The following is an 18,947-nucleotide window of genomic DNA, read 5'->3' as shown; positions in this document are numbered from 1 at the left end:
CCTGGCCCGTGAGCATGCCGCAGCCAAGCGGCGAGTACCGCACGATCGTCACGCCGAGTTTGGCGGCCGCGGGCACGACATACGTCCCTATTTCACGGGGATCGTCGTATTGTCGTGTTCTCTCGGAAATCTCTTCTTTAGCCACGATTGGCATATGGAAATCCGCCGAACAAACCCGATCAATCGTGCATTGAAGCGCGCAGCCAAATCCGATTTATCCGTTGCGCCTCTTAATCCGCTTCGCTGTCACCGATCTCATTACGGCTGCCGCGATGGCAGCAGCGTCACGATCTGATGCCGATCGTCTTGATCGACGATATCCAACGCCACCAAGGTCCCATCATCTTCCCTGATGGAAATCGCCTTGGGGCGATTGATGATGTGTTCGAGGCCGTCCAAGGAGATCTCAAGCGTATTCTTCTTAGGTTCGTAGGTCATTCCCAACAGTGGTGACGACGAGGTAAGGACCTGATCGCCCAAGGTAATCCCGACCACTTCAACCCGAACGTGCTTACCGCTGAGGGTCTTTACAAGGCTTTTGAAATAGGCTTGCCATTCTGCTGGAGCGATGGTCTTGCTCATCATGGTCTTCGTCCTTTTGAAAGCATTAAACTAAGACCAGGTATCGCTGGAATGATATGATCTGAATCAAGGATATCCTTATTTCTTCAGAAATGGTCAGAACCACGAGATTGTTGCATGGCTGCCGTCGTAAGTGCGCAGTAGAAAACACGCGAATTCCGCGCGATCATTGTAGAGTTCTCCCTCTAACCAGCCCCTCGTCGCAAATAGATCGGGGAAAATAACCGGTCCCCATTTTTAGCTTCCGACAGCCGATCCAATGCGGCCATGAACTGTGATCTAGTTGCCGTTCTATATGCGGCCATAGCGAGGATTTGATCTGCATCAATGTGGCAGATCACTGACTAGACATAGTGTTTTTATGGTCAAATCACATTACCAGTTTAGCGACAGGTCCGATGCAGGCCGTCAGTTGGCGGCCAGATTGGTCACGCTCGCTGATCGTCCGGTCGTTTACGCCTTGCCGCGCGGTGGCGTGCCGGTGGCGCTGGAAATCGCACGCGCGCTTCGTGCGCCGCTCGATCTCATTCTAGTGCGCAAGATCGGCGCGCCGGGTGCTCCCGAAGTGGCGCTCGGTGCGGTTGTCGAAGGCGAAAGCCCTCAGACAGTCATCAACGAGGACGTGCGACTGGCGACCGGTGTCGATGACGCCTATCTCGAGCGCGCGCGGCAGCGGGAACTCACCGAACTCGAGCGCCGCCGCGCACTCTACCTTGGTAACCGCGCGCGACTGGAGCCGACCGGACATACCGCTATCATCGTCGATGATGGACTTGCCACAGGGGCTACAGCCAAAGCCGCGCTCATCGCGATTAAGAGCCAAGGTGCGGCCAAGACCATCCTCGCCATCCCCGTCGCACCGGAAGAAACGCTGGCCGAAATGCGTCAGCACGCCGACGTTGTCGTGTGTCTGAATCCCGCCAGGAATTTTCAAGGAGTAGGCGGATTCTATCGCGATTTCCACCAGCTCACCGATGAAGAGACGATCGGGCTGCTGAGACAAGGGTGGGCCGAAGGCGCTGACGCTGCGCCCGATCACTCCAGGCGCCGGATCGCAGTTCCCCCGCTCGGTCTGGTCGGCGATCTAAGCCTACCGCCGGATCGACGAGGCATCATCCTTTTCGCCCATGGCAGCGGGTCGAGCCGGCTCAGTCCGCGCAACATTGCCGTTGCCGACCGGCTGAATGCCGAGGGCTTCGCGACACTTCTTCTGGATCTGCTGACGGTGGATGAGGCGAGGGACCGCCGCAATGTCTTCGACATTCCATTGCTCGCGGAGCGTTTGCTTGAGGCCGCGATCTGGATCGGGGCGGAGCCGGACATCGCCGATCTGCCGCTTGGCCTGTTTGGCGCGAGCACCGGGGCCGGGGCAGCAATGCTGGCGGCAGCGGAGCTTCGGGGCCGCGTGGCGGCGGTGGTCTCGCGTGGTGGTCGCCCCGATCTGGCCAGCCCACGGCTCGGCGGGGTGGAAGCGCCGACACTGTTCATTGTCGGCGGCGACGACCAGCAGGTTCTTGCACTGAACCGCAAGGCACTGGCTGCCCTCACATGTGACAAGCTGCTGAGGATCGTCCCCAACGCCACCCATCTGTTCGAGGAGCCTGGCGCACTTGAGACAGTGACCGACATGGCAAGCGCCTGGTTCCAGCATTATCTGTCTCCGCCGGTGCAAAGCCACGTGCCGACGCCTGCAGGAGTTCAGCCAATATCGCCGATGTCGGTGGCAGCCTTGCTGCGGGCCGCAGCTGAACCGTTGCCCTCGCTGGATGATCCTGCCTTCCCCGCTGCCTTCGACCGGTTTGCTGATGCACGCGTGGTGTTGCTTGGCGAGGCCTCTCACGGCACCTCGGAATTTTACCAGGCCCGCGCCGCCATCACGCGTCGGCTGATTGAGAAACATGGTTTCACGATCGTTGCAGTCGAGGCCGATTGGCCAGATGGCGCCGCGGTTGACCGTTATGTGCGACAAAGCCCACATCAGCCGATGAATTCAACGCCTTTCGCCCGATTCCCGACCTGGATGTGGCGCAACAAGGACGTCGATGCATTTGTCAGCTTCCTGCGCAATCATAACGCCACAAAATTGCCCAACGACAAGGTCGGCTTCTATGGCCTCGACCTCTACAACATGACGGCATCGATCGCCGCGGTGCTCGCCTACCTTGACCGCGTCGATCCAGAGGCTGCGGCGGTGGCGCGCGGGCGCTATGCCTGTTTGTCGCCGTGGTCGCGGGAGCCGGCGGCCTATGGTCGTGCATCACTGACTGAAGGTTATGCACTATGCGAGCGGCCGGTGACGCGCATTCTCGTCGATCTCCTGCAAAAGGAGTTCCAATACGCCAAAAAGGATGGCGCTGAGTTCTTCGACGCCATGCAGAATGCTCGTCTTGTGGCCGATGCGGAACGCTACTATCGGGCCATGTATTACGGCGCTCACGAATCGTGGAATCAGCGTGACCAGCATATGTTCGATACCCTCCGGAATATCCTCGCATGGGCAGGTCCAAAGACAAAGGCTGTCGTCTGGGCTCACAATTCCCATATCGGGGACGCGCGATTCACCGATATGGGCATGGAGCACGGCGAACTGAACATTGGCCAGTTGTGCAGACAGGCCTATGGACACGACGCTGCCCTGGTCGGCTTCGGCACCCATACCGGAACCGTTGCGGCGGCCTCGGAATGGGACGCGCCAATGGAGATCAAGGCGGTGCGGCCATCTCGGCCCGATAGTTACGAGGCCTTATGCCACGACGTCGGTACTGAACGTTTCCTGTTGGACCTTCGCGCCGGACAGCACGAGGATCTCCGTCGCGGCATGGCTGAGCCGCGACTCGAGCGCTACATTGGCGTCGTCTATCGCCCGGAAACAGAGCGCTGGAGCCATTACAGCTACGCATCGCTGGCCGATCAGTACGATGCTTTCGTCTGGTTCGACAAAACAAGTGCCGTGGTCCCCTTGCCGACGCAGGTGGCTACCGGCGAGGATGAGACTTATCCATTCGGCCTCTGATCCAGAAGCACGCAACCGTTGTCCAAGTTGTTCCGCATGTCAGAATAGGTCAGCGGTCGTTGCCATCTTGCATCAACGAGCGCTGATCATCACCTGCACCCGTTCGCTCAGTGCGATGGACATCATTCTCCAGGACTGATCGACAAGTTTCAGGCGACACAGCAATGGGCGGCAATGTCGTCGCAGTCCTTAAGGTGCGGTTTGACAGCCAGTTGCCCTCATAAGCCGCCAGCCATTCTCGACCGGGTTCAATTCCGGCGATCTCGGTGGAAGGATGATCGGGTCGCCTGATCGAGAATGAGCACAGCGCGAGAACCTTTATCGACCGCATGGCTAATTTTCTCGCCGAATCCGGCTACCGTGGCGGACTTACGGCTCCATAGCTGCCCAGCGGCAACGCCGATCATCTCGCGCGACAAATCTGCATCCACGCCGTTCTCAACAAGCGAGCGCAGGTTCATGATGTCATTGCTCACCGGCGATCTTTCCATCAGCTTGGTCTTCGACAACACGACCCTACTGGAAAGCACTGAAGGCCTCCCGCAAAGCCGACCACCCGCTCTTCACCATGAAACGCGCGGGCATTCAGCGTTGCTGGCTGCCGTCGCGTACAGCACCTGCCGGCGCACAGTCGGGCGGAATTTTTTTGCCCTTTTGCCGCTCATATTGATTTGCCTCAATGCACTAACGCCACAGCAGAACTATCGTAAGATTGTTCGATAATGTATGCTCATTCAGGAGCGATGCTATGCTGAGAGTAAAGCGCGATAGTTTCGGAGGCCCGGCTGGTAACGCTGCGCCGTCGTTGGGTGAAATTGGGGGGCGAGTCTTCGTTCTTGAAGCTGTGGCGACCACCGCTCTAACAAGGCTTTTGAGGCACTGTGCTGCAGATGGTCGAACCGAACACATAGAAGCACTCCGGCGCGCAATCGAAAGGAAATGTCGCGAGGCAAACCTGCCCGAAGCTCAGATTGCGGCTGCGTCGGAATATGCTCAAGAGTTGTTTAAAGACGCAATGGAGCGGGCGGGGAAAACTCCAGTTACAGGGCAATGAGATCCAGAACGACGGTCCTTCGCCGTGGCAACTATTTGCATTCGCAGCGGCATGCCTTCGTGATCTCTATGCGCGCATTCGATTGCCGAAATGGAAGGTGCGGCGACGTTATCGTGTTGTTGATGGAAGATCCGCTATACCAGTGAGGAATAGCAATGAACATCCAAGAGATGGCATACGAGGATTGTATTGCCCTCGTAAAAAAACAATGGCTTGCGAGATTGGCCTGCGCGAACGCAAATATCCCGTATGTCGTCCCTGTTCAATATGCGTGCGCCGGTGACAGGTTATACGCATTTACTTTGCCAGGTAAGAAGCTGGATATCATGAGAGCGAACCCCAATGTATGCGTTCAAATTGACCAGCTTAAAAGCAAGCACTCTTGGAAAAGTGTAATTATCGATGCGAGATTCGTTGAGCTTGATGGCGATGAAAGTCGCGAAGAAAAGCATCGGGCCTGGTCCCTGCTAGCGCAACACCTTGATTGGTGGGAGCCTGGTGCTTTGAAACCATCCTCCAGATTGGCGGATGCAACCCCCAAAACACACACTTTCTTTGCTCTCGATATGATTGACGTGAGTGGGCGCGCCACGGCGAGCTAGGAAACCAGGAACTTCCAAGGTGCGAGGAGAGCAAAAAGTCGCTTTCGTCTCCTCATAAGGATTTTCGCCATGCCAAAAATCGACGGTAAAAATTCAAGTGACAAAGGCAATGCAATAGCGCCAACGATTGGGGAAATTGAAGGTCGTTTTCTTGTTCTTGAGCTTGTCGCTTTGAGTTCCATGACAAGATTGCTTCGTCTCCACGACGAACAGGAAAAAGCAGAGTTAATTGCAGAGATACGGCACGATATCGAAATTAAAGGCCGCGATTGTGGACTTCATTTTCGAGATATAATCGACGCGCAAAGCTACGCCGAAGATTTATTGAGGGACGCTCAAGCTCAAGCGGACGGTCTCGATGACATTAAGCATGCATTCCTGAAATCAGATAGGGATGAGTAAATGCTAGCGGGTAGTGGGCTCCCCATCGCTTTATGGTGAGTCCGGCATCACATTCAGGTCGATGCTTTGCGGGCATTGATGCCAGCAGATGGTCAAACAAGCACGAAGCGGGCGGATTGCTATCCAGGTGGTTCACGCACTCATCACGATTTGCATGATTGTCGGACCGATTGGAAGAATATGTGTGCTGACCAGCTGCGTTGTTGAGCCCTGACACCTACCCGCGCGCCATCCTCAGCCATTCCGCTTCAGACAGAACCGTGACCCCGAGCCTTTTTGCCTCGGCAAGCTTCGATCCGGCGCCTGGGCCGGCAACGACAAAGTCGGTTTTCCCCGAGACCGAAGTTGCGGCTCTGGCGCCAAGCCGTTCCGCCTGCTCTTCCGCCTCTTCGCGCGTCATCGATGTCAGCGATCCTGTAAAGACGACGATCCGTCCTGCCACGGGCGACAGAATGTCGGATCGCGGCATGTCAAGGATAACCACTTGCCCGATGAGGCGCCGGACGATGTCGAGATTGTGAGTCTCGCCAAAATAGGACGCGATGCTGTCGATAACGGTGTCGCCGATTTTGTTGAGCGCGTTCATTTCCTGTCTCGCTCCCGCATCGCCCGCCGCGATTTTCAAACATGCGGCTTCAAATTGGCTCCATGAGCGATAGGTTCTGGCCAGGACTAAGGCTGTCGTCTCGCCCACATGGCGAATGCCCAGCGCATAGATGAAGCGATCAAGGGCAATACGGCGGCGCATCTCAATCGCGCGAAACAGATTTTGAGCGGACTTCTTGCCGAAACCCTGCTGTCCTGCAAGTCCGATGTCGCTGGTGCGCCCTGCCAATGTGAAGATATCGGCGGGCTCGCAAATCCAACCATGTTTGAAGAGGAATTCTATTTTCTGTTCTCCGAGGCCTTCGATATTGAAGGCATGACGGGATGCCAGCAGCTTGAGATGTTCGATCTTTTGGTAGGGGCAGGCCAATTCTCCCGAACAGCGCAGATGGGCGCCTTGCTCCCCGGAATGTGTCAACTCTCGCACGACCTCCGTCCGCAGCGAGCACGGGCATGTCGTTGGAAAATGATAGGGTTGGGAGGTTTTTGATCGTTTTTCCGGCAAGACGTCAACAACTTGCGGGATCACGTCACCGGCGCGTTCGATGACGACTGTATCATTGATGCGAATGTCGCGTCCCCCACGAACAACCTGTCGGTTTGCGCTGACGCCTGCGATGTAATCCTTGTTATGAAGCGTGGCCCTTCTAACGACGACGCCCCCAATATTGATTGGCTCAAGTTTAGCAACTGGCGTCAGGACGCCCGTGCGCCCCACCTGCATCTCTATATCCGTCAGGACGGTTACGGCGCGTTCCGGTGGAAATTTGTGAGCGATCGCCCAGCGTGGGCTACGTGCGATCGAACCGAGCTTGTTTTGCCAGTCGATCCTGTCCACCTTATAGACGACGCCGTCGACATCGTAGTCGAGTTTCGCCCGAATCTCCTCGACTTCTTGATGAAACGCGAGCAATTCTCGATCCGAATGACAAGTCCTGGTCAGAGGGTTCGTTTTAAATCCGCAGGAAGCAAACCAGCGCATCATGTCGGATTGAGTAGCCGCCGGCATCCGGCTCATTTCGCCCCAGGCATATGCGAAGAAACCGAGGGGACGAGAGGCGGTAATCCGCGGATCCCTCTGGCGCAAGGAGCCGGCTGCCGAATTGCGCGGATTGGCGAAGGTTTGCCTGCCGGCCGCCACCTGAGCTGCGTTGAGTTTCAGGAAATCGGTCTTGGTCATATAAACCTCTCCCCGCACCTCACAAATATCCGGCACGTTGCCGCCACGCAGCCGCTGGGGTATTTCTGTCACCGTTTTGATGTTGGCCGTAACATCTTCACCTTCGGCGCCGTCACCACGTGTGGCGCCAGTGACAAGGGCACCCTTCTCGTATCGCAACGATATCGAAAGACCATCGATCTTTGGTTCCGCGCTGAAGGCGATGGCTTCCGTTCCCCGAATTTTGAGCGACCTGCAGATCCGGTCGAAGAAATCGCTGACTTCTTCATCGGACATGGCATTTTCAAGGGAAAGAACCGGCACGACATGGTGGACTTTGCGGAATTCGGTCGCCGATGCGGCGCCAACCCTCAAGGACGGGGAGTCGGCGCGTAGCAATTGTGGAAATCGTTGTTCGATCGCAGCGTTGCGGGCGCGAAGCGCATCGTATTCCGCGTCGGTGATTGTTGGCCGATCCTCTTGATAATAGCGCTGATCGTGAGCGGCGATTTCCTTTGCAAGCCGTTCGAGTTCAGCAGCGGCTTGTGCGGTGGTGAGATCGTCAGCAGCAATGTCGTTGGTGTTTTTCACTGTCGAACTCAGCCCTGGTGTTGCCGGAGGTAAGCATGTGAGACCCAATCCGAATCCCGGTTGTGGATGCCGCCGAGGCATCGACTCTTGCCTTCAGGCTTGAATCGGCGAAGGCATCGGGGGCTCCAGGCCGCATCTCATTTGTAACAGCCGGAGCAATCGACACGATGATCTTGATCAATCACCGTCGATCTGGCGCCAAATTCGCCGTCTTCGCAGTTTGATTGCGCGCAATGCGCTGCCAAGGCTGCTCGTTCAGAATACATTAGTGTGGAGCGGTCGATTTCGCGCGAGAAGTCCGCCAATGTCGAAAGAAATGTCATTTGAACCGCGCTTTATGGCGGGCGACCAGCGGCGATTTTGCGCTTATTCTCAGCGACTTCGCCCTCTCCAGCCCTGCCGATTCTTAAGGAGAATGACGTCGATGCCTTACAATTCGATAGGAGAATTGCCTCCTTCCGTTGGCAATCATCTGCCGATCCATGCTCAGGAAATTTATCGGGCAGCGTTCAACAATGCATGGGAGGAATATGCCGACCGCGGCAGGGTGCGGGAACAGATTGCACACCGTGTTGCTTGGGCAGCCGTCAAACGGCTTTACGTCAAACAGCGGGACGAGTGGATCTCCCGAGCCTGATGGGTATCCCTCCCATCATTCGTCTCCGGTTCCCTGGTCTTCCTCAAAGTAAACCGATCCCTCATGTGGTCGCGGCAACAATGAGACAGTTCGGCCTCCGTGCAGAAACGAACCATGGTCAGGCGTTTTGATCCACATCAATGAAGGACTGCTTAGAAGAGCGTTCTCTAAAATTCCTGCGGGATCGAGCCAGATTAGGTGACGCGACGCAAGATGAAGCGTCCCTGACGCATCGACAGAGTCATGAACCTGTATTGGCAGTGACATCCGGCAGGCAGGATTTGCCGCCCTTTTGCTTTTGCGCCTTCGGGAGAACTTAAGGCGGAAGAGCAAGGATTGGCGGTGCCTGTAGGGATTTGTCCAACTCCAGGAGATGAGCCATGGCTGACGCCGTTACAAAACTGCCTATCCAGAAATCCTCTGTGCCCGCAAAAGCTGAACAATGGGCACCGTTTGAGACCCTGCGTCGAGAAATCGACCGCGTGTTCGACGGCTTCCGTCCGTTCGATTGGCGTCTGCCGTCGAAAATGCTCGATTTCGAAGTGCCCCGTATCTCCCGCGCCGAATGGCAGATCGCTCCAGCCATCGATCTCGTCGAGAAAGATGGCGGCTACGAGATCACGGCGGAGCTTCCCGGCCTTGATGAAAAAAACGTCGAGGTCAAACTTTCCAATCACACATTGACGATCACGGGAGAGAAGAGCGAGGAAAAGGAAGACAAGCGGAAGGATTACTATCTGTCCGAACGCCGCTACGGTTCCTTCCAGCGCAGTTTCCAACTTCCTGAGGGCGTCGATGCCGACAAGATCGACGCCCAGTTCGCCAAGGGCGTGCTGACGGTCAAATTGCCAAAGACCGCCGAAGCAAAGAAGGCGGAAAAGAAAATTACCGTCAAGACGGCCTGATGTCCCGCGAGCCGCTTTCGGTGCGCCATCCGTTGTGGCGCACCATCGGTATGTCGGTTTCAGCATGTTCTGCGTATGCAGAAAACGACCCGGATGAAGCGCTATCAAAAAAGGCGCCGATGGGAGCCCTCACGCTCGATCTCGATTTTATCAATCTGTTCATGATGCTCTTGCGGTTCACCGGTCAACGACGGGCATAGCGATTGATTTGGTACCAGGAGTGAGCCACCGGGCAACTGCTTCTGTTGCGCTGATGGCCGGCGACCGAGCCGTTGGCGCCGGCGCCGCAGCCAGCCTGCACTTCATGCAGTTTCCTGGCAAGAACAAGTCAGGAAATCCGTATTGGAAGAGCAATAATTTGATTCAAATCAACGTCGTAGTATTCTGATTTTGCTTACTATTTGCAAAAATCAATCTGAAGAGCCCTCAGGTTTCCGCGGGGTGCTTGGTGTTTTTGCGAACGCCCTTTCTTTATTTCTGATGGAGAGTAAAGATGAAGATATTAACGGCAATTGCGGTCTCTTCTATGGGCCTCGTCGGCCTGATGACCGGTAATAATGGCAGCGATGCGGTTACCAAGGGCCCGCGAATTACACACCTGGCCGTTATCTCCGCGGAGCGAATCCGAATTCAGCAATCGCGTGCACGGCTAGATGCCTTGCGTGGGGCTTTGCTCCAGCAGAAAGCCCGACTGCGCGCGAAATCCGCAAACGACGGCGTCGTGCTTCCGGTATAAACGGGTGCGCCTTTCGTCGATTGCTTACAAGTCCAGAAGAGCTGAAAGGAGCAAGTCATGGACGATATCACCCTGAGACAAAACATTCTCGATGAACTTGAATTCGAACCGAGCATCGACGCCGCGAGTATCGGCGTCGCTGTCGACAATGGCATCGCAACCCTCACTGGCCATGTCAGCTCGTATTCCCAAAAGGAAACCGCCGAACGGGTCGTGAAGCGAGTGAAGGGCGTTCGCGGCATTGCCGAAGAGATCGAAATCAGGGTGTTCGGCACTTATGAAACGGAAGACGAAGACATCGCCAGCCGGGCCGTGAAAATGCTCGACTGGAATGTGTCCGTTCCGAAGGGCGCTGTCCAGGTCAAGGTCCAAAAAGGCTGGGTCACGCTCACAGGTAAAGTCGAATGGCAGTATCAGAAGAACGCTGCGGCTGATACCGTTCGCGACCTTGCTGGGGTGGTTGGTCTATCCAACATGGTCGAGATCACCCCACGTGTCAGTGCCAATGATGTGAAGAAGCGGATCGAGGACGCATTCAAACGGGACGCGGGACTCGAATCCCAACGCATCAGCGTTGAAGTTTCCGGCGGCAGCGTCACTCTCAAGGGTAAGGTTCATACCTGGTCGGAACGGACAGCGGCGGACCGTGCGGCCTGGTCCGCTCCGGGGATCAAGAACGTGATTGATCAAATCGCGGTCGGGTGATCTCATTCGACGAAGAAAGGGATTTGGTGCGACGTCAAACGCGTCGCACCAAATCTTCGATTCAAGTCCGTGGGCCTGCACAGACACCAGATACGAGCTGCGCCACCGATCCGGGCCGTCCTGGTCTACCACCGATCTTAACGGCCCATTGCTGCTCGCTGCGGATGAGGTTCCGTCCGCCAATTTTGACGCGGATCAATGTAGTTCTCTGCAATGCTGTTAGGTTTGGATCGCTAATTCAATAGGCGTTTGTATCGGCGTGCTCTGCTCGATCGCAGATTTGCAATATCTGGGCGATCGACAAAAGCCGTATTGCAATGAAGCGCGAGGCGAGCCCGAGGAGGCCACCCATGTCTCTACTATTGATAATCCTGATCCTCTTCTTGCTGTTCGGCGGCGGCGGATACTATGGCTATAGTAGATATGGCGGAAGGGGATTGGGCGGTGTCGGTCTTCTGCTTATCGTCGTCCTGGTTATTTTGTTGTTTGGTGGACACATGGGACGCTTCTAAAGCAGCGATTTGTTCGGTTACGCGCCGTTTGCAAGTCGTGCCACGAATTGTCGGAGTGTCAGCTCACGGGCAAGAGAAGATCAGGCTGGATGCATCCCCACTGTTGCAGAAGCGGCTACATACCACCAGGGAGCCTCTGCGTTGCAAAAGCACAACCCGCCTCCACCAAGAAATGTCGAAGCGTCGGTCCGAGAGACGGCCCCAACAGCAGGTTTTTCGGTGGATCGCCGACGCGCGTTGGTCAGCCGCTTCTGGCGGAGTGCGTCGGGCTTCTGGCGAGGCCCAAAGGCCTTAACGGCATGGTTGCCGACTGCGGCTCTCTTAGCAAGCGTGTTGCTGCAATTGCTGATCCAATATCGCCTGAACTATTGGGGGCGCGATTTTTTTGACGCTTTTGGGCGTCGTGACAGCGCCGTCCTGAGAGCCCAGGCACTGCTTTTCTTGCCACTTGCCGGTGCAAGCATTCTTGTTGCGGTTCTTGGTGTCTGGTCGCAGATGACGACGCAGCGACGATGGCGTGCATGGCTGACACAGCATTTGATTGATCGTTGGCTCGCCAATGACCTGTTCCGAAAACTTCCATTTGCCGTCGGCGAGGATCAGAACGCTGAATATCGGATCGCGGAAGATGCCCGCGTTGCAACTGATGCCCCAGTCAGCATGGCAGTAGGCTTGCTGAAGGCGGTACTCAGTGCGGGCATCTTTATCGGCATACTTTGGAATGTCGGTGGCGACCTCGTCATCGGCGTCGTCGGACATGAATTGACGGTGCCCAAATATTTGGTCATCGCGGTTGCGACCTATTCGGCGCTTATGACTCTCGCAATGACCATCATCGGTCGTCGTATGGTGAAAATTATTGCCGGCAAGAACGCTGCCGAGGCGCAGTTTCGTTCGATTGGCTCGAATTTGCGTGAACGCGACACGGCGGCGGCGAGATCGCAAGGAGAGATTCAACAGCAGCACTCGCTCAGTCTAGCGCTAGATGACGTAATAAATCGTTGGCGTGAGCTGTGCGCCCAGCTGATGCGTACGACCCTCGTATCTCAGGGAAACGTATTGCTCGCCCCGGTCATCGGCTGGGTCCTATGCGCTCCGAAGTATTTGGTTGGGACGATGTCACTGGGTGAGGTCGCCCAGGTGACCGCGGCGTTCGTTATTGTCCAGGCGGCGCTCAATTGGCTGGTCGACAACTATGCGAGTTTGGCGGACTGCCTTTCCTCGATCAATCGCGTCGCTTCGTTGCTCATGGTGCTTGATCAGCTTGATAGCGAAGGGCGCGATTAAGTTCGCCACGTGGTCTGCATCACGGAAAGTCGGGTCAAGGCTCGGAAGCAACCCATTCCAACCATGTGTGGGCAATGGACTTTGTCCACGCCCAGTTGGCCACGGCTCCGTCCCGTGTCCATTTTTTAACGGCGATGCTCAGGCATGTCCTTAAGCTGGTCCTTGGTCCAGGTCGTGACCGCATGGACCTCGCAATCCTCATCACCCATGAAGTCAAGGTCCGTCAACGGAACCGCAACCGGCTTGGCGCCTATTCTGAGAAACCCGCCGACGTCGATGATCGCCTGGCTGCCGGCATCGTGGACGTGCGTGCAGCTTGCGGCCTTGTGCAGGATTTGAGGCTTCTTATCTTTTAACTAGTTCTACAGGCAATTCTGCAATGGATCGAATGGTGCCCAATATGCTGTCCGAAAGCTCAGTCGAGATACTGCCGCCTGTGCGCGAAGACACGCCCGGACCGGATAGGGTTACATGCCTTTGCTGTCATAAAGCCCGATCGTTATCCAGCATGGATGACGATGGTTGCGGGATATGCGACGAGTGCCTCGCTCCATGACCGACGAAGTACTAGAGAACGGTCCCGCGCCGGCCTCGACGCTGGCACGTTCTCTCGTCAAGTTGCCACACGGCTGTCTCGAGTCGCGACGATCGAAAGCATTGGATCGTCGATCCGTATTGAAGGCGCCAAATTAAGGGACCGCGACCTCGAACGACTGCTCTCGAACCTCCGTCTCGGCTCGTTCACCAGCCGAGACGAACGGGAGGTCGCAGGCTATGCCGAGGTGATGGAAACGATCCTCTCCTCCTTCGACGCGATCCCGCTTAACGAAAATCACATCCGCCAACTCCATCGGGATCTGCTCGCTCACGCGAGCCAAGCTTCGCCGCCCCGATCCATGCAACCCTGATCGAGGGCGAAGGCGAGGAAGGCTTCTCGCTCATCTGATCCCGGTTGATCGGGGACTGATTGCATCGAAGGCCCCACCGAAAGGCGAGCCTTCCCTTTTGGGGATCATTTGTTCAGTGCATCCTTGAGCGCCTCCGCAGGCGCAAATCTCAGCTTCTTCGAAGCCCGGGATGGAGGTCTCAGCGTCGGAGCCGGCAGCTTCTGCAATTGCCTTGAACACGGCTTCGACGATGCCTTTGGCCTGGACCTTCGTCAGGCTGTTGTCGGCCGCGATCTTGTCGGCAATTTCATTGGCGGTGGTCATGGAATTCCCACGCATAATTTATGAAGACGGAATCCCTGTCAGCTTGCGATGAGTTTATCATTGACGCGCTGCGAGGACGAATGCCGGATAGCCGGGATTTCCACAGTTGGTTTTGGTTTGTAGCCTCGATTTCGTTTTTTGCGGAGAAGCTCGAGAAACAGCTCAACAGCATGCTTCTCTTCATTGAAGACGTGCATCTTCTGCTGGCCGTGTGTCCCGATCCTCCCCCAACTGCGCACCAGCGATACTTCTCCAAAGAGTGTCGGCTGGACGGCAAGCGCATAGAACCGTGCCATATTCTTCTCAGGCTCGATACGCTCGATATAAAGGTGATAGGGTTGAACGATCATCTACGCAGAATCGCGCGTTCGGATTCCGGCGTCCAATCAGAGTTTTGAATCGTTCGATGCGCACGGATTCATTTTCGTGATCGCAGGTTGCCGCGGACGCTGACTTGCCGCTGGTGGTGACGAAGACGGTATCTGGCGCGCGCTAGTCATCGTCACTCACGTCGTTTCACGCGTTCGACGTTCCTGTAAAATCGGCTCTCGCCGACAGATGCGTTCATATCTTTGCGTCGGAACCAGATAGCCCGCACCTGAGCGGCGGGTCGCCGGCGGTGAACACGATTTGTTCGTCGCCGCGCATGCGCAGAACCTCATGCGGAAGGATCAGTGGCCGACGCGTGAGCCGCTTCGAGCGTATGCGCGATGATCCCGACATCTGCGACGAACGGGGAGGCCCAAAGGCTTTCGTACAATCACAATATGCAGCCGTTGTAGAGTTCCGCAGTGAACCAACTCGTTCTTCTGCTTGGCTCTGACTGGGCCGCGCTCGAGACAAGGCAAATGAAAGACTTTACTTTTCATGACCATCGCAGGGTCACGACCAAAATGGCAAACTTGGTGGATTTTGCGCTGAACTCCACAATGTGCGTCGGCCAAGGCATGGCTAGGTGCTCTGAAGATCTCTCCGACTGGTCGAAGCTACGAGCTGGAACGATCTGTCATGCTGTCGGATTGAAATCGAAAGTCATCGTGGGCCCCTCAGGCGGGTTTCACCATGTCACGGGCATAGTCGAGTCCGATGCCATAACCGCCGCCGTGGTCAACAACGATGCTTCGTGCGGCCTCGTACGTGTCGTGCCTTGTCCAGTCCCGCTGCATCTCAAGCAGAAACTGCAGCCACGAAGTTATGATCGCGCCTGCCTGCTCCAATCGTCGAAGCGCTGCATCGTGGCTGGCCGACGTCAGGCCGCCGCATGCATCGGCGACGACGTAAACCTTGTAGCCATCGGCGAGCGCCGACAGCACGGGAAAGCTGACACAGGCCTCGGTCAGCAGCCCTGCGAAGACAAGCGTCTCGCGGCCTGTGGCGACGATTGCCGCCTTGGCCGCTTCGTCTTCCCAAAGATTCATATTGCGTCGCTCGATTGGGGTTATATCGGCTAATACGGCCCGCAGAGGCGGCATGAGCGGCCCGCTGTAGACCTTGGATGCAGACGTGCTGACGACGACGGGTATCGAAAAGGCTGTTGCCGTTCGCGCCAGGGCCACGGCGTTGCTGCGCAAAAGCTGCCGGTCCGCTGAACCGGCTGCAAAGGCAAGGCCGGCCTGTTCATCAACCAGGACCAGAGCGCAATCAGCGGGGGTGAGAAGCGGAATTTCGGCCATGACGGATCTCCGTGGGATTGTAAGGCATGATGTCGAGCGGAGAATAAGATCAGAGCGTCTGCATTATCTTGTCGATTGCACTCGAACTTGTCGGAATGCCCTCAGATCGGCCACGAACATGGTTGCGACCTGGTTGCTTGCGCGGTCGGTTTGGCCGGAGGGGCGAAGGAGCGCTCTCGTATCGGATCGCATCAGATGGTGATTGCGAGCGTGCCGGGAATGAACACTCGCAGAATGGCTGCCGGACGCTCGCGACAGCCTGATTGGAGAGAATAGGGTTTCGCGCTCGATGGGGGAAATCGGCAGTGCTTTTCTCCAACGCCAGCGCAATCGTCCAATCTCGCCGCCAGCATTTTCTTTACGTCTTGGACTATGCGACTTGGCCCGGCTGAAGTTGCTTGGACGAATTTCCGGTGCCGTAGCTAAAGGCTAAGTCAAACTCGAGCCCACATGTCAGTTGAATCAACATACGAATTTCTCGTTCTTCTGCTGATGGCGACGATCGTGCTTGAGCTTATCGCTCGCCGTTTGCGTTTGCCGCCAGCGGCAGCGCTCATCGTCGGCGGCGTGGTTCTTGCGCTAATGCCGGGCGTTCCAACGATCAAGATCGATCCAGAAATGATCATGCTGATCTTCTTGCCGCCTCTCTTGATGAGCGGCGCCTATTTCACGGTCTGGCACGAGTTCAAGAAGCATTTCGCGGAGATAGCCTCACTGGCGCTGGGCGCCGTTGTATTCACGACACTGACCGTCGGAACCGTCTTCCATCTCCTTTTGCCCCAATTGCCATGGGCTGTGGGGTTCTCATTGGGCGCAATCGTCTCGCCACCGGACGCCGTTGCCGCCGGAGCAGTTCTCGAGAGGCTCCGCCTTCCTAGCCGGATTTCGGCACTTCTCGAAGGCGAGAGCTTGGTCAACGACGCCAGCGGCCTCGTCCTGCTGCGGTTTGCCGTCGCCGCCGCCCTGACCGGGAGCTTCAGCATTCCCGAAGCGATCGGCGCCTTCACGTGGGTAACGGCCGGAGGGGTGATCATCGGCCTTGTTGTTGGTTTGGTGGGGGTTTGGGTAATCCGCAGGCTACGCGACAGCGAGCTGATCATTACGGCAACGCTTCTCCTGGCCGCGCTCTCTTATATCGGGGCTGAACGCCTTGATAGTTCGGGTGTTCTGTCGACCGTTACGACTGGGCTGATTCTGGGATTTCATCAGCACGAAACCTTTTCGGCTTCGACCCGGGTGCGAGCTCAAGCGTTCTGGAAGGCGCTGGTCTTTCTGCTGGAGTCCCTGCTTTTCATCCTGGTAGGCCTGTCGTTGCGAGGTGTGCTTGACCGAATAGGTGGTGCCGAGAAGGGTATCGGCGATCTAATCCTTCCGGTTTCCGCCGTCGTTCTGACAGTGATACTCGCGCGGTTTGCATGGTTGCTCGCAACAGGGACATTGAAACGCCTTTTGCTGTTTAGAGGTCACACGCGCGGAAAACCGTCCTCGCTGGCAACGGCCACGATTATCAGTTGGGCTGGGATGCGCGGTGTGGTGACGCTTACCGGGGCTTTGTCGCTTCCAGAACATATGCCCGGGAGAGACGTCGTCCTCATAGCGGCGTTTGCGGTCATCATGGTGACAGTGCTCGTGCAAGGCTCGACCCTTGCCCCTCTTGCAGCCTTGTTGCGAGTGGCTAGTCCCGACGAAGAACAGCATTTTCGGGAGAACGAAGCTTCGGCATGGAGGCGCGTGGCGGAATCTCAGTATCACGCCATCCAAGAGTGCTCACGGAAAGAGGATGGTGGCGAAAAACATCCTCGGCTACTCGAACAATACCGGCATCGGGCTGAGGTTGCCGCTCAGTACGAAGCTGACCGTGACACACACGAGAGCATCAAAGTGGCCCACTTCAAGGCGGTTCTCGTCGCGCTTCAAGCTGGCCGCGCCGAAATTCTGCATATGCATAGGGCAGGCGAAATCCAAGACCGCGTAATGCGCGATCTCGAACATGAGCTGGATCTGCAGGAAATAGCCGCCGAGAACCGATTGTGATCCGCAGCGCGGCCGGTCGGTTATAAATCCGGGTCCCCGCTGCCTTCCCTTGGATGAGAGACATGCATTGATGCGGGTCGCTATTCCTTGATGTTGGACAGTTATTAAAGCCACTTTTGCGGATTCGAGACCTTTGCGACCGTGGGCGTAAGATTGTACAAGATAATTTCATTGGTTGCGGTGAGGCTGGTTCTCACCGGGGTTGAAATCTGAGTTTCGGTGGGATGACCGTTGCGTACCTATGCGGTAGAGAATTATATGGTCTGTGGGGGCAATTGTTTTTTCGCGGGTCTCGCGAACACGTGAAAGCGTCTTGGAGGAGCGGGATTGAGCCTGGCCTATCTTGAATTGAACACGCTAGGTCCGTATTTCGGCCTTCCAGAGGCCGCCTCGCTGAACACCGTGCCTGTCAGGTCTTCATCTATTTGCGTGACGAGAATCGCCAAGGATGTCGCTGACGGCGAGAGGCCGATTGTCTGCCTTCCCGTTTGCGATGCCTACTTCCTGATGGTGTACACCAAGGAGGCGCATCATTGCGATATCTTGCCGGATGGAACCAGGACGCTGCCCCGCAGATTTGAGCGAGGATCGGTCTGCCTTGTTGACCTCTCCGAAGGAGCATCCATCGTCTTACACGCAGACCTTCATTCCGCTACTTTTTTTCTGCCAAAGGCACTTATCCAAGAGGTCGGGGAATTATCCAGAGCGAGCCCGACAATCCAGCTGCGGTGTCGAAGGGGCGAGAGGGATCCGGTCTTAAGCAATCTCACCGACGTCGTTCTCTCCCTCTTCGATCGACGGACTGCGTCGTGGGAGGCACTCCTGAAACACCTGGCAATTGCGATATGCTCTCATCTGATCGAGGACCTCATTGGGGAGACGGAGGCTGGCCTGGACGACGCGATCCTTCCCTATAATCGCGAAACCGCGGCAAAAGAGTTCATGAGAAAAAACCTTGCGCGTGAATTGTCCGTCGCGGAAATCGCCGCCGCGGCTGGCCTCTCCGCTAATCATTTCTCACAGGGATTTAAGAAGGTGACCGGCGTCACGCCCCATCAATGGCTGATGCATGCGCGCGTGGAGGCCGCAAAGGAGCTGCTGCGCGGAAGCGAGGCATCACTGAAAATGATCGCTGACGCGTGTGGCTTCGTGGATCAAAGTCATTTTACCAAGGTATTTTCCCGTGAAACCGGCGTAACGCCGGCAGTTTGGCGAGCCGGCTACATCAACTAGGGCTA

The 18,947-nt window shown here is 56.4% G+C and carries 16 protein-coding genes and 5 pseudogenes; 13 read left to right on the top strand and 8 right to left on the bottom strand.

What is annotated here, in order from left to right:
- Positions 1-258 precede the first annotated feature (258 nt).
- Complete coding sequence (locus FHT28_RS16210) at positions 259-585, bottom strand: DUF5335 family protein (RefSeq protein ID WP_047557506.1); 327 nt, start codon at positions 583-585, stop codon at positions 259-261.
- Between the two features lie 358 nt (positions 586-943).
- Here FHT28_RS16210 and FHT28_RS16205 point away from each other — a divergent pair, with 358 nt between their 5' ends.
- Positions 944-3,595: an erythromycin esterase family protein gene (locus FHT28_RS16205; protein ID WP_168596735.1), complete on the top strand. Its 2,652-nt coding sequence runs from the start codon at positions 944-946 to the stop codon at positions 3,593-3,595.
- A gap of 248 nt (positions 3,596-3,843) precedes the next feature.
- Here FHT28_RS16205 and FHT28_RS16200 read toward each other — a convergent pair whose 3' ends face one another.
- Complete coding sequence (locus tag FHT28_RS16200) at positions 3,844-4,104, bottom strand: hypothetical protein (RefSeq protein ID WP_168596734.1); 261 nt, start codon at positions 4,102-4,104, stop codon at positions 3,844-3,846.
- A 700-nt stretch (positions 4,105-4,804) separates the two neighbouring features.
- Here FHT28_RS16200 and FHT28_RS16195 point away from each other — a divergent pair.
- A complete protein-coding gene (locus FHT28_RS16195) occupies positions 4,805-5,251 on the top strand; it encodes a pyridoxamine 5'-phosphate oxidase family protein (protein ID WP_037200539.1) in 447 nt (148 codons plus the stop codon).
- Between the two features lie 69 nt (positions 5,252-5,320).
- On the top strand, positions 5,321-5,653 hold the full coding sequence (locus FHT28_RS16190; protein WP_037200538.1) for a hypothetical protein: 333 nt from the start codon (positions 5,321-5,323) through the stop codon (positions 5,651-5,653).
- Positions 5,654-5,870: 217 nt separating this feature from the next.
- Here the strand turns inward: FHT28_RS16190 and ligA are convergent, their stop codons facing one another.
- On the bottom strand, positions 5,871-8,009 hold the full coding sequence (gene ligA / locus FHT28_RS16185) for an NAD-dependent DNA ligase LigA (protein WP_318284051.1): 2,139 nt from the start codon (positions 8,007-8,009) through the stop codon (positions 5,871-5,873).
- A gap of 424 nt (positions 8,010-8,433) precedes the next feature.
- Between ligA and FHT28_RS16180 the strand changes: the two genes are divergently transcribed.
- The 7 genes and pseudogenes from FHT28_RS16180 to FHT28_RS16150 all read left to right on the top strand — a co-directional run bounded on the left by FHT28_RS16180 (position 8,434) and on the right by FHT28_RS16150 (position 12,791).
- Positions 8,434-8,646, top strand: a complete 213-nt coding sequence (locus FHT28_RS16180; RefSeq protein WP_113102326.1) for a ChaB family protein — start codon at positions 8,434-8,436, stop codon at positions 8,644-8,646.
- Positions 8,647-9,026: 380 nt separating this feature from the next.
- Positions 9,027-9,551 carry an Hsp20/alpha crystallin family protein gene (locus FHT28_RS16175; RefSeq protein WP_037200533.1) on the top strand — a complete coding sequence of 175 codons (525 nt, stop codon included), beginning with the start codon at positions 9,027-9,029 and terminating at the stop codon, positions 9,549-9,551.
- Between the two features lie 107 nt (positions 9,552-9,658).
- Positions 9,659-9,751: pseudogene (locus tag FHT28_RS16170) on the top strand (BAX inhibitor (BI)-1/YccA family protein); the annotation flags it as partial.
- A gap of 293 nt (positions 9,752-10,044) precedes the next feature.
- Positions 10,045-10,287 (top strand): hypothetical protein, encoded by a 243-nt coding sequence (locus FHT28_RS16165; protein WP_092576817.1) that lies wholly within the window; start codon positions 10,045-10,047, stop codon positions 10,285-10,287.
- A gap of 57 nt (positions 10,288-10,344) precedes the next feature.
- Entirely contained in the window at positions 10,345-10,992 is a 648-nt protein-coding gene (locus tag FHT28_RS16160; RefSeq protein ID WP_168596733.1) for a BON domain-containing protein, read from the top strand.
- 350 nt (positions 10,993-11,342) lie between these two features.
- Entirely contained in the window at positions 11,343-11,504 is a 162-nt protein-coding gene (locus tag FHT28_RS16155) for a DUF3309 family protein (protein WP_113118394.1), read from the top strand.
- 141 nt (positions 11,505-11,645) lie between these two features.
- Entirely contained in the window at positions 11,646-12,791 is a 1,146-nt protein-coding gene (locus FHT28_RS16150; protein WP_113118393.1) for an SbmA/BacA-like family transporter, read from the top strand.
- Between the two features lie 125 nt (positions 12,792-12,916).
- On the opposite strand, the pseudogene FHT28_RS36195 reads toward FHT28_RS16150, so the two are convergent.
- Positions 12,917-13,099 (bottom strand): annotated as a pseudogene (locus FHT28_RS36195) (PRC-barrel domain containing protein); the annotation flags it as partial.
- A 563-nt stretch (positions 13,100-13,662) separates the two neighbouring features.
- On the opposite strand from FHT28_RS36195, the pseudogene FHT28_RS36190 reads away from it, so the two are divergent.
- A pseudogene (locus FHT28_RS36190) lies at positions 13,663-13,737 on the top strand (DUF736 domain-containing protein); the annotation flags it as partial.
- Between the two features lie 66 nt (positions 13,738-13,803).
- Here FHT28_RS36190 and FHT28_RS16135 read toward each other — a convergent pair.
- From FHT28_RS16135 to FHT28_RS16120, 4 genes and pseudogenes are all read right to left on the bottom strand, one after another.
- Positions 13,804-14,002 (bottom strand): annotated as a pseudogene (locus FHT28_RS16135) (HU family DNA-binding protein).
- 38 nt (positions 14,003-14,040) lie between these two features.
- Positions 14,041-14,352 (bottom strand): WGR domain-containing protein, encoded by a 312-nt coding sequence (locus FHT28_RS16130; RefSeq protein ID WP_051964217.1) that lies wholly within the window; start codon positions 14,350-14,352, stop codon positions 14,041-14,043.
- A gap of 152 nt (positions 14,353-14,504) precedes the next feature.
- Positions 14,505-14,737 (bottom strand): annotated as a pseudogene (locus FHT28_RS16125) (type IV secretory system conjugative DNA transfer family protein); the annotation flags it as partial.
- Between the two features lie 311 nt (positions 14,738-15,048).
- The gene (locus FHT28_RS16120; protein ID WP_168596732.1) at positions 15,049-15,675 is read right to left on the bottom strand and encodes a hydrolase; all 627 of its coding nucleotides are present in this window, start codon (positions 15,673-15,675) and stop codon (positions 15,049-15,051) included.
- Positions 15,676-16,125: 450 nt separating this feature from the next.
- Here FHT28_RS16120 and FHT28_RS16115 point away from each other — a divergent pair, with 450 nt between their 5' ends.
- Both FHT28_RS16115 and FHT28_RS16110 read left to right on the top strand, forming a co-directional pair.
- Entirely contained in the window at positions 16,126-17,709 is a 1,584-nt protein-coding gene (locus FHT28_RS16115; RefSeq protein WP_168596731.1) for a Na+/H+ antiporter, read from the top strand.
- A 327-nt stretch (positions 17,710-18,036) separates the two neighbouring features.
- Positions 18,037-18,942 carry an AraC family transcriptional regulator gene (locus FHT28_RS16110; protein WP_168596730.1) on the top strand — a complete coding sequence of 302 codons (906 nt, stop codon included), beginning with the start codon at positions 18,037-18,039 and terminating at the stop codon, positions 18,940-18,942.
- The last annotated feature ends 5 nt before the right edge of the window (positions 18,943-18,947 follow it).

Source organism: Rhizobium sp. SG570, from assembly GCF_012275345.1.
Lineage (GTDB): Bacteria > Pseudomonadota > Alphaproteobacteria > Rhizobiales > Rhizobiaceae > Rhizobium > Rhizobium lusitanum.
The sequence above is the reverse complement of the archived record's forward strand: the minus strand, read 5'-3'. Positions and strand labels throughout refer to the sequence as shown.

What these genes read in the sequence shown, in the direction of transcription:
- FHT28_RS16210 (WP_047557506.1), bottom strand. Translation starts at nt 585, where the DNA reads ATGATGAGCAAGACCATCGCTCCAGCAGAATGGCAAGCCTATTTCAAA.
- FHT28_RS16205 (WP_168596735.1), top strand. Translation starts at nt 944, where the DNA reads ATGGTCAAATCACATTACCAGTTTAGCGACAGGTCCGATGCAGGCCGT.
- FHT28_RS16195 (WP_037200539.1), top strand. Translation starts at nt 4,805, where the DNA reads ATGAACATCCAAGAGATGGCATACGAGGATTGTATTGCCCTCGTAAAA.
- FHT28_RS16190 (WP_037200538.1), top strand. Translation starts at nt 5,321, where the DNA reads ATGCCAAAAATCGACGGTAAAAATTCAAGTGACAAAGGCAATGCAATA.
- FHT28_RS16180 (WP_113102326.1), top strand. Translation starts at nt 8,434, where the DNA reads ATGCCTTACAATTCGATAGGAGAATTGCCTCCTTCCGTTGGCAATCAT.
- FHT28_RS16175 (WP_037200533.1), top strand. Translation starts at nt 9,027, where the DNA reads ATGGCTGACGCCGTTACAAAACTGCCTATCCAGAAATCCTCTGTGCCC.
- FHT28_RS16165 (WP_092576817.1), top strand. Translation starts at nt 10,045, where the DNA reads ATGAAGATATTAACGGCAATTGCGGTCTCTTCTATGGGCCTCGTCGGC.
- FHT28_RS16160 (WP_168596733.1), top strand. Translation starts at nt 10,345, where the DNA reads ATGGACGATATCACCCTGAGACAAAACATTCTCGATGAACTTGAATTC.
- FHT28_RS16155 (WP_113118394.1), top strand. Translation starts at nt 11,343, where the DNA reads ATGTCTCTACTATTGATAATCCTGATCCTCTTCTTGCTGTTCGGCGGC.
- FHT28_RS16130 (WP_051964217.1), bottom strand. Translation starts at nt 14,352, where the DNA reads ATGATCGTTCAACCCTATCACCTTTATATCGAGCGTATCGAGCCTGAG.
- FHT28_RS16120 (WP_168596732.1), bottom strand. Translation starts at nt 15,675, where the DNA reads ATGGCCGAAATTCCGCTTCTCACCCCCGCTGATTGCGCTCTGGTCCTG.
- FHT28_RS16115 (WP_168596731.1), top strand. Translation starts at nt 16,126, where the DNA reads ATGTCAGTTGAATCAACATACGAATTTCTCGTTCTTCTGCTGATGGCG.